This is a genomic window from Variovorax sp. P4_D9, assembly GCF_056401695.1.
This window is the reverse complement of sequence record NZ_JBFUIU010000318.1, coordinates 1-9,881: the sequence shown is the minus strand read 5'-3', so window position 1 is coordinate 9,881 and position 9,881 is coordinate 1. Positions and strand designations below refer to the sequence as shown.

General features: G+C 63.2%; 7 protein-coding genes. All 7 read right to left on the bottom strand.

Annotation, left to right across the window (positions count from 1 at the left end; translation table 11 throughout):
* A partial coding sequence (locus AC1DY5_RS28765; RefSeq protein ID WP_478116950.1) for a hypothetical protein occupies positions 1 to 998 on the bottom strand: 998 nt, incomplete at its 3' end.
* 13 nt (positions 999 to 1,011) lie between these two features.
* Positions 1,012 to 3,255, bottom strand: coding sequence for a hypothetical protein (locus tag AC1DY5_RS28760; RefSeq protein ID WP_478116948.1), 2,244 nt, complete (start codon positions 3,253 to 3,255; stop codon positions 1,012 to 1,014).
* Between the two features lie 58 nt (positions 3,256 to 3,313).
* Entirely contained in the window at positions 3,314 to 4,888 is a 1,575-nt protein-coding gene (locus AC1DY5_RS28755) for a hypothetical protein (protein ID WP_478116946.1), read from the bottom strand.
* A 44-nt stretch (positions 4,889 to 4,932) separates the two neighbouring features.
* Positions 4,933 to 5,346 carry a toxin co-regulated pilus biosynthesis Q family protein gene (locus AC1DY5_RS28750; protein WP_478116944.1) on the bottom strand — a complete coding sequence of 138 codons (414 nt, stop codon included), beginning with the start codon at positions 5,344 to 5,346 and terminating at the stop codon, positions 4,933 to 4,935.
* Positions 5,347 to 6,087: 741 nt separating this feature from the next.
* A complete protein-coding gene (locus tag AC1DY5_RS28745; protein ID WP_478116942.1) occupies positions 6,088 to 6,663 on the bottom strand; it encodes a hypothetical protein in 576 nt (191 codons plus the stop codon).
* 133 nt (positions 6,664 to 6,796) lie between these two features.
* Complete coding sequence (locus AC1DY5_RS28740; protein ID WP_478116940.1) at positions 6,797 to 7,156, bottom strand: hypothetical protein; 360 nt, start codon at positions 7,154 to 7,156, stop codon at positions 6,797 to 6,799.
* Between the two features lie 48 nt (positions 7,157 to 7,204).
* A complete protein-coding gene (locus AC1DY5_RS28735; protein WP_478116952.1) occupies positions 7,205 to 9,514 on the bottom strand; it encodes a DotA/TraY family protein in 2,310 nt (769 codons plus the stop codon).
* Between the last annotated feature and the right edge of the window lie 367 nt (positions 9,515 to 9,881).

The following is a 9,881-nucleotide window of genomic DNA, read 5'->3' as shown; positions in this document are numbered from 1 at the left end:
ACCATGCCGCCCTCGGAATTGATCACCCGGCGGATGATGTCCATTTGGCTGTTCAGGTAGCCCGCGGCGTCCAGCGAGCGGATCGCGGCGGACTCGCCAAGACGCTGAATCCGGGTCGTGACGACCACGCCCTTGTCGATGGCCATGCCGCTCCAGCGCAGGCGCACACGCGCGCCATCGGGGATGGCAGGGCTGCGCGGCAGGTTGACCTTCACCAACGCCTGCTGCTCGACCTTCATATCGAACTGCGGCGACGCGCCGCCGCCGGACTTCTGCCACGCGATGCCGAGCATGGCGATCACGGTGTCGGTCGGCAGGAGAAAGCGCTCCGGGCGGATGTACCGGCCGCCGATCTTGAAGCAGATCTGGCTCTTCGCAGCTTCGCGGTCCACGGCGAAGTCGATGTCGTCGGCCTTGTTCGCGTATGCCCAGGACACTACGTCGGTGAACGCAGACATGAGCGCGTTCTTCGTCGGATCACGCGACACATCGCGCTCGAACTGGAGGCTCGATTGGGTAATGTCGCCCTGCGAGAGCGCCATCACCAGACCTGAGCTGGCGAAGTAGCCCTGCACGGGCGTCTCCGTCAGCTGGAAGTTGCGCTTGGCAAGCTGATTGACAACAGCTTCAACCTCCTCGCGTTTGGCCTTCTCCTTGTCCACGAACAGCATGACGAGCTTGTCCGTGGCCCGCACCTTTGCAACAGCAATCGAGGCATAGAGGTGAGGCGCGAGCTTCACTTCTTCGTTGATCACCTTGTCGAAGACGATCTTGTCCAGGTCGTCCGCCATCGCGATGGGCGTGCGGCTRAACCGAACACCACCCCAGTTGGCGACGTCGGGAGCATCAACCGGGGCGGTCGGGCCGGCCGACTGCCCGGGCGTAACGATGCGCCGAGGAACTTCAGCGGCCGCCGCCGGCTTTGTCACCGTACGGGCGCCCGAGACGGTGCGCACTGCTGGCGCAGACTTTTCCTTCGGTTTGCCGAGTCCAAACATTGTCGGCTCCTGGTCAGTTGGTCTCGGCGGGCTGTTGCAGACGCTCGTCCTGCACCGGCTCAAGCTGGCGCGGGATCAAGGGGATGGAGGTCTGGCCAGGCGCTACCGGACCGCTTGGGATGAACTGGACCATCGGCTGGTTCGACTTCAGCGGAGCCGGACCGCGCGGGCCGGATTGAAGGGGTGACGTGGGCGCCCCGACCGAGTTGAAGGGCATCGGGATGGCCGGCGACGGCATACCGTTCAGGGCGGCCCTCACCCTATCTGCCATCTGCGCGCCGGTCGGGATCGAAGGGATTCCGGTCCACGTGCCGGTGGGGCATGCCGCAGCTGGCACACCCTTGCGCGCGGCTTTCAGGACAACCAGGCGGCCGTTGATCGCGGTGATCACACAGCCTCCGATCCGGGCGCCAGCGCGCACTCGCTCGTACGGCTCACCGTTGAAGGTGATGTTCGCGCGCAGATCGTTCTCGATGCCATAGATCGACGCGACGGTGATGCTCCCCGGGGGCGGGCCAGAGGGCGACGCGACCTTCGGCGGCGGTTGCGTCAGGCCGGCAGCGATGGACTGCTCTTTGGCGCGAGAGAGCGCCTGCTGGTTCTCGCTGGTGATGAGCGAATCGACAGTGACCAAGCTGTCGCGCATTGCCGGGGTCTGCGGCGTCTTGTCCAGCGCGGCGGGCGCATCGGCAGCGTGTGCGACGTGAGTAAGCGCCAGGCCGGCGAACGCGGTGACAGCCAGTGCGGCAACTTGACGGAGACGAAGGGATTGCATGGGCGAGGTTGCCTTTGAGAGATTGAGATCTGCGGCTGATCGCTGATTGGCGTTGGCGTAGATGACGGCCTTGATGTCTGCGGTCAGTGCGGAGGACTTGAGGTCGGCCTTTTCGCCGTCAGCCCGCTTGAAATACATGCTGATCTGCTGCCAGTCAGCTTCGACACCTGCGTCGATGAGGGCGTCGATGCTGCGCAGAGGGGCCTTCAGCGTGAAAGTGGCGGCGCGCAGTTGGGGCACTGATGCGACCATTGGTACCGAGGTGCCATCGCCCTTACGAGGGGGTGTGATCTCGACCGGCACGAAGGTCAGGTCGCCGACCTGGCCGAAAGAAGGCTGGAGCTTCTGCAGGCGGCTGACCGTCTCCACCATATGGGACTCGACCGAGCGCAGGGCCTCGAACTTGAACGGCTGGGCCGCCTGCGTGAGGCTCCAGGTCGCGACGATCGTGTCCAAGCCCCGGTACTGCACCGTCCAGCCAGCGGGGGTGTCTTCCTTCATCTCGCGATTGAGGCGACCGATCTGGCTCCGGGCGAACGTCGCGGCGCAACCCCAGCGCCGACCGCCTTGAGCGGCCATGCCAGGCTGCGGAGCGACGGGGGCCGCTGCGTTGCAAGTAGCGGTCTGCAGGTCCCATCCGCCCCAGACGAGCTGGACGGAGCCGAGCGACACGCGCACTGCGGCGAGTCCTTGCGGATCCGCGGCGCGGTGGACATCTGCCCACGCCTGGGTCGCGCGCGCCCAGGCCTGCTCCGGCGGTTCTTCGGCGCTTTGGCTGAGGCGCGCCAGGCGCTGGCGCTCCTTTTCCTGATACATGCTCCAGCCTTTGTTGACGACGGCAACGAGGACGGCAACGCCGACCACCGCGATCACCGGCGTCGGGATCTGGCCGCTCTTCTTGGGCAGCGCCTGCAGCACGTCCTCTTCGCCTGTCGCCGCAAGCATGAGGTCCTGAGCCGTCAGGCTGCGAGCCTTGTCGCCCAGGTCGTGACCCTCGAGGTTCGTGAAGATCGCGTAGGTGATGTTGTCCTCGATGCCGTTCGCGATCTCCTGACGCGCGGCCTCGATCAGCTCCATGTCGTTGTCCGACAGGATGACGCGGTCGATCGAGGAAGGCTGGCCACCCCGGATCACTGCGAACCAGTACTCGTTGGTGTCAGGGAACAGCTTGAGCGCGTAGATCGCATCACCGCCGTGCTGGCGTGCAGCGACGCGAGCGGCCGCGAAGACCTTGGTTCCTGCCGGCGCAGCAGTYGCCAGAACGAGTCCGTAGCCGAACTGCTGAAGCGACGAGAGCAGATGGGTTGCGCCGCCGCCCCGGGCGATCTTGATGGCATCCGCACGCGTTGACGAGCGGGATGCGACGGCGCGCCAGCTCACACCGAAAGCAATCGCCTTCGGCTCGTTTTCGTCAACCGCAACCACCAGAGGCAAACGTCCGCTGTCCTGGTTGGATTTCGTCTTCTTCTTGAAAAAGGCCACAGAGAGTTCCTTGGGAGATCCGGTCAGTCATGCGAGGCGGCGACGGCTTTCACATGAATCAGATACCTTCCTCTGCGATCGCGGTCACGAGCAGAACCATTCGGCTCTTGGTGTGGCGGCCCTGGTCCGAGCCACCGAGCGCCATGGGCAAGTTGGCACCGAGGCGACGGCTGGTCACCGAGTTGGAGTTGGATTCGATGCCTCCGATGACAACCGTCTGGCCCGAGCGCACGGGCACTTCCTGAATCACGCCCTGCCCGTCGATGGTTTTCTGCTGAACCGTGACAGCCGAATCGCCAGCCCCCACGGTGAACGCCTTCAGCGGCTGCGCGCTCGTCACGTCGAAGCTCACCGACAGGAAGATCGTGCCGTCGGCCTTGGCGGTCGGCACGAGGGTCACGAACGTGCCCACCGTCTCTTCCTTCTGGGTCACCGTCGGCGCCTGAGCGCTCGTGCTGATGATTGACGAGCTCACGGCGGTGGCCTGCACCTGGTCGACGTAGTTGAACGTCGTGCGGATCGCCTGGGTGACCGGACGGCCCGAGGTGGTCGTGAGCGGGAACGAGCGACGGTTCACCACGGTGCCCACTTCATTCAGAGCTTGGACCACGGCATCACTGCCCGACATCTTTCCAGTCGTACGGCTCCATCCCATCGTGCCGACCTGCGATGCGACCAGGGACGCCGGCGAGGTAACCGAGGAAGCGCTATTTGCCGCCTTGTAGATCAGGTTCCAGTCCAACCCATAGTCGTTGTCATCCCTCGTCGTCACTTCGATCGACTCGATCAGGACGCGCACACGGCGCGACATCAGCTTGTTCTGGTCTTCGACGTACTTGCCGATGCGGGCAAGGGCCTGTGCCGTATCGGTCACGACAAGGGTCTGACTTTCCTGGCTGATCACGGCCTTGCCGCTCATGGTCAGCAGCGCGTCGATGGTGTCTTTCATGCCCGTGATCAGGTTCTGATCCTTGGTCGTGAAGCCGGTCTTGCTCTGCGACTCGAACACGTTGTTCGAACCACCATTTCGCCCGAGAGTGGCTGACGTGGTCGCGACCTGGGGAATAGCGGAGAGTTGGAAGATCTTGGTCTCGACGCGGTAGAACTCGGCACCCGTAGGTACCGGTCGCCATGAGACATCAGCCTGGCGGGCGATGTCGTCCAGCAGCTGCCAAAGCGGCACGTTCGATGCCTGGAGCTGCACGCGCGACGGACCGAGGATCGGCGCATCCTTGTTGGACATCTTCGCAGCGAACATACTGGGCGGGAGCAGCGCGTCGGGCGTTGCCGTGATGATCAGGGCCGAGGCCTCGGCAACCTGGTACAGCGCGGTCTGCAGGTCGACCGATCCGCGCTGAAAGTTGGCGGTGATCGGCACCGAGCGGCGCAGAGCCGACGGCATCTTGATCTCGCGCGCCAGAGGCTCCTGGTTCCCGGCGATGAAGGGGCGCGCCACGTCTTGAGCCGCGATTCGCACACGCTCCGAGTCGCGGATCTGGTAAACCAACGGGTTGCGCTTGGCGGCGATGTCCTGGTCCGCCGCCCCGGCGTCGACCAGAACGTTCTTCTGATAGGCGCAGCCTGCGAGGACTGCGACAACCACGGGAAGAAGTACGAGGCGAACGGAGTTCATGTTGTTTGTAAGTCCTAAGCGAACGTTGTGCGGGTTGGGGTGGATCATCTGCCCATCCGATCGCAGAGCTCCGCCTTGGGAACGACGCGCAGCACCTTGTTCGAGTAGAAGCACGGCTGCAGCGGCATGTTCGTCAGGTCGGTGCTGGACAGGAGCGCGCGGACGGCGCCCTTGAAGTCGGTGCCGAGATCTGCGGAGGAGAGCACCGGCAGGTCGAAGGGAACAGTCCAGTGCTCAGGGTCGTGAGTCCAGCCGGCACGCTTGGACCAGCTGACGAGCGCTTCCCGAATGGTCCTGTCGCTGCGCGAGATCGTGAAGGATTGCGCCACCGGGGCTGCAACTGATGGAGCCGCCTGCACGGCACCACCCACTGGCGTCGCCACGACGCCCTCGCCCGCGGCATCTCCCTTGGCTGCGGCAGGCGCCGCTGCGGCAGCCGGCGCGGGCCGGGTGTCCACGAACCCGGCAAATGCGCTGCCCGCGGAAGCCGCCAGGACGAGTGCGAGAAGAGCTGCGCGAGGTGCGCTGGTCGTTGCCCGCGCCGAGGCGCGTCGAGGTGCGCTAATGAACATRGGAGGATGGAGGCCGATCGGCTGCGGGTGATTGAGCGAGGCGACGAGAACTCAGAAGGAGAACGCGCCGCTGCGACTGGCGCCCGTCGGCGCTGTGTCGGTCGTTTTTGTGTGTTTTTGATCAGTTTTTTGTTCCCTGTAAGAAGGTTGCTACAAAACAATGTGTACGGATTAGAGCATGCTCGTTCTTTTCGATGCAAGGAATCGATCAAAGTTGGCGATGCAATTTTGCAAATCCGCGCCCGACTAATGTTGCGAACGTATTCAGGTCGCCCCAAGCACATGACAACGTCCATCAGGGAGGCCGAGCTCGGCGAGCCGCACATTCCGTCCTCGATCGCCCTCCCCCGGAGCTCGAGTCGCTCGCCTGGCGCAAGCGCACGATTCACGTCTTCCATCTCCCGGAGGAGCAGTTCCTCATGCTGGCGCCCGATCACATCTACGAGCGCTTTGGGCATCGCGTGCTCGACTCGGGGCCAAGCGAGCGGACGGCTTGTCGGCAGAAGAGGCCGTCCGGTGAGCTACGACATTGAGCGCAATACACAGCTGCAGCAGCTCGAGCAGGTGCTAGCGCCGGAGGAGGAGGAAGCCGCGGCGCCGCGCGGCTGATCAGCTTGCCTGGCTGTATCAGGCCGCTTGCGCGGTGGCCGCCGGCCTGACGTAGCTCGCGACCAAGCCCTGCACGTGCTTCCGCGCAGCCACGTCGTGCGATGCCATGGCAGCAAGGTAGCTACGTCGGCTCTCTTCGGGCGGCGAATTGCCCGTGCTGTGCGCGAACGCCGCGTACCCCAGGAAGTCGCAGATCTCGGTGACCGCCGGCCCCGTCTGGGCATCGAGCTTCGCGTATTTGTGCTTGATGACAGCCATGAACCCCCGCCCGGGAAGCTCCGCACGACCCGGCGCTCCATACTCCAGCTGCTTCTTCGCCCACTCCGCAGCGATCACGTCGCAGGGGCTGGACATGTCCAGGAAGCTGTAGACGGTCGCAATCGGGACACCGGTCCGCGGCTTCCCGACGATGGCCGCGGGCCCAAGCAACTCGACCCGATAGATGCCCGGCTTCTCGACGATCGCAATCCCAGTGCCTTCGGGGACGCAACTGTCAAGCAGGCAGGGGATCGGGATTGGCTCCTTCGCAAAGAGCGCGTGGGACGATCCACCAGTAATACTTTTGCATGCCGCGTGCGGCGCGCGTTCTTTCATCGCCCTTGGGCGAATTGGTCGTCCACGTGGCGAAGTCGATTCGAGGGAGAAATGGAGGTCTGGTATCGATGGTCACGACACCAGCATAAGGGACGGGACTCCGGTCCGTAAGGTCAGCGGACGCGAAAACGAGCTACGAGCGTCCGGGGATCTTGAAGGTTCGACCGACCTCGCGCACCTGGTCCCAATCGTTGGTTGCCTCGATTGTGTGTTTTGCGTGGCGGATGATTCGATCGCGGAGATCGGCGTCACGCACGAGGGGATGGGTAGGATCCACCTTTGCCAGTTCGTTCAGCGCAGCCACTCTTAGCGCCAGATTCGCTGCGTTCAAGTCCCGATACTGGGTCTGTAAACGCAAAGACGCATCGCGCTCGGCGGCGATCCTATCGATGATCTCCTGACCACGGGATACCTCGGCCGCGAGCTGGCGATCAGCGATGACACGGTCGGTGTGCCGCGCCATGTCGTTCAGAAATCCATCGTACTGGCTCATATCCTAGCTCTTACAAGATGGTCAAGCTGGCGAACATTGTCGCCCAAGTCAGAGGCCTTCGCCACGCGCGCCACTCCTGGTAGGGGGCGTGTTGGGCCCGCTGCCGCCTGGGTTGTCCTTCATGCTCGCTGGCCGCCTTGCCCCACTGCGCACGGCATCACCCATTCCCTGCTGGCCGAACCGCCCGAACGCCATGAACTGGCCACGCGTGTTCTGTTCCGCCTCGCGGCCGAGCTGGGCGCCGATCGCCTTGCCCGCCCACGCGAGCGCTTGGTCGGGGAGCATGACCGAGAGGTTGCTCAGAGTGGTGACCAGCGTATGCATCAGGATCCAGAAAATGAACAGGAAGCCGATCACGGAGAAGATGCCGGTGATTGAGTTGCCCTGCACGTTCGACATCACTGACGGATAAAGCCAAAAAAGGAAACTGCCCATGACCATCATGAGCGCGGCCGCCGCGACGAAGCCGAGCAGCATGAGAAACGGTCGGAACAGCATGTTGATGATAAAGAGATAGCCCGTTTCAGTTCGCTGGCCCATCCCCTCCCCGTTCGCATCCAAGTGGACAAAGGCCCAGATCGGGCCTGCGGCGATGCCCTCGAAGAAGATGGTTAGGTACTGAACCAAGCCACCCCACCAGTTCACGAACGGAATCATCGGGATCCACAAGCTCATGATCATCCCGACGATGAACATACCGCCGACGATCGCCGGCAGTAGTGGTCCCAGCGCCTTGAGCGGCGCCAGGACCTTGCCGATCGTGCTCCCTGCCACCTTCATGATCGTGCTGCCAATGATATTTGTTCCAGTGCTGTTTTCCGTGATCTGGTTCATGTACGAGTAGACGGTGAACAGCGACTCGGCCGCGACCATCAGGTAGTCCCCCATATTTTTCATCGCGATGATCGGATCGATCATCCGCAGCTCCCCATTGGTACTCCACCCCCCGCCCGCAGTGGATGTCGCACCACCGGCGCCAGCCGTGGACATATCGATCAGGTCCATCGCGAACGTCTGGCCCAAGCTGCAGTTGCCTGTTGGGCGATAGCCCGGCGGCGCGATTGCGCCCGCGACTATGCGGCACAGGCCTTGCCAAGACGACGCGCCCGCCGCGGAGTTGGCATTGGATTCGTCCGACGCAGCTGCAGCGCTTGCCGAGTTGAGCCCGGTGAGGACCGTATCCAATGCGGTGTTGTAGCCGCCGTCGGTGTTCCTGATCCCCATCGGAATCGGCGAGAAGCTGACGGACTGAGCCGCCTGAGCCACGGCTGCATTGACCTCGGCGAGCGTCGCGTACCAAGCGCCGGCACCGAACCAGCCGAACTTCTTCATCGAGTCAACGGCCTGCGCGGACAGCGAGTTCACCCCCTGCTCCGCTTCCCCTAGCTGAGGCTGGATCGCCAAATAGTAGGTCGTCGCAATACCTTCAAGCCGAAGGACGGGCACCACGGGACGAGCACCCCCCGTGGTTTGGTAAGCCTTGTAGTCGCGGTACCACTGATCGGCAAGCGTTGCGATCTGATTCACGTAGTTTCCGAAATTGCCCGTAGCCCGAGCCTGCATTGCCTGCGCGATGCCGTCATAGTTGACGGATGCAACCCGATAACCTCCGGCAGAACTGCTCGAACGGCTACCGTCCTTGACGGTCGCCGTTACCTTTACACCGCCGCAGAACGCACGCTCCTCCGGCTTCCCATACTGGACGCCGGTGATCCCGCCTGGCGTAGTCGCAGCCACTCGCTCAGCCGTCATATCCACGCCGTTCGCCTCCTGAGCGCTCGCGTAGTCGTTCTGGGCGTTCATGCAGATCCGCGCACGGAACACTGCGAAGGCCGCCTCCTCCAACGACGCACCGCCAGGTGCCTTGGGACTCACGAAGGACGGAGCCACCAGCGTTGTCATGTTGTTCGTCCCGTTCACCATCGCGTCGAACCCTAGATTCGCCGCGCCAATCCCCAGCGTAGTGGCAAACACCAAGACGGCCTGGGAAAGCGAGAAGCCTCCGAATGCCGGGATCAGGCTGGCCACGCCGGTCACCATCCTGATCGGCAGCCACACCTGCGAAAGCTTCTTGCCCATGAGTTGGCCCTCGTGCGCGGTCTGGACGATGGCCACCCCGATGCCGTATGTCGCCCAGATGGTGCCGGCCACCAGGATGAACGTGTTGAAGACCAGGAACATGGAACCCAAAAGGGTCGATGCGCTCCCGATCGCGGCGAAGGGATTGGTGAAAAACGTTCCCAGCAGAGCGGTGAACGCCTGCGTGGACATGTCGGTCGACTTGGTTGCGTCCAGGTAGGGCTGGGACAGCTGAACTGTTCCGCTGCTTTGTGCCGCCGCGATGCCCGCGATGAACATGGACACCAGGACTGCGACAAGCCTGGCGAGGACGTGCGCCAACGATCGGGCACGGCGGCGGATCAAGTTCGCCGGTCCGCTCGATTCTGGGCCTATAGATGCTGGGATGGCAGCGGGTGGTGCGAAACGCATAGAAGATCCTGAATCACATCGGCTCGCAGAATTCTCGGCCTACTTGAAGAGGCCTCGGATATTGCATTCAAAAAACATCTCTTTTATCCGCCACGTACTACTGCCACGGAAAAACGATGGTCACCGATCGTATCAGCGAGAGTAGGAAGGGGTTCGAATTTTTGGATATTCGTGCGGGGACCCCGCAACAGCGACCTCCGAAGCTGAAATGGGCGCAAATGCTCTCGCCTCGGCC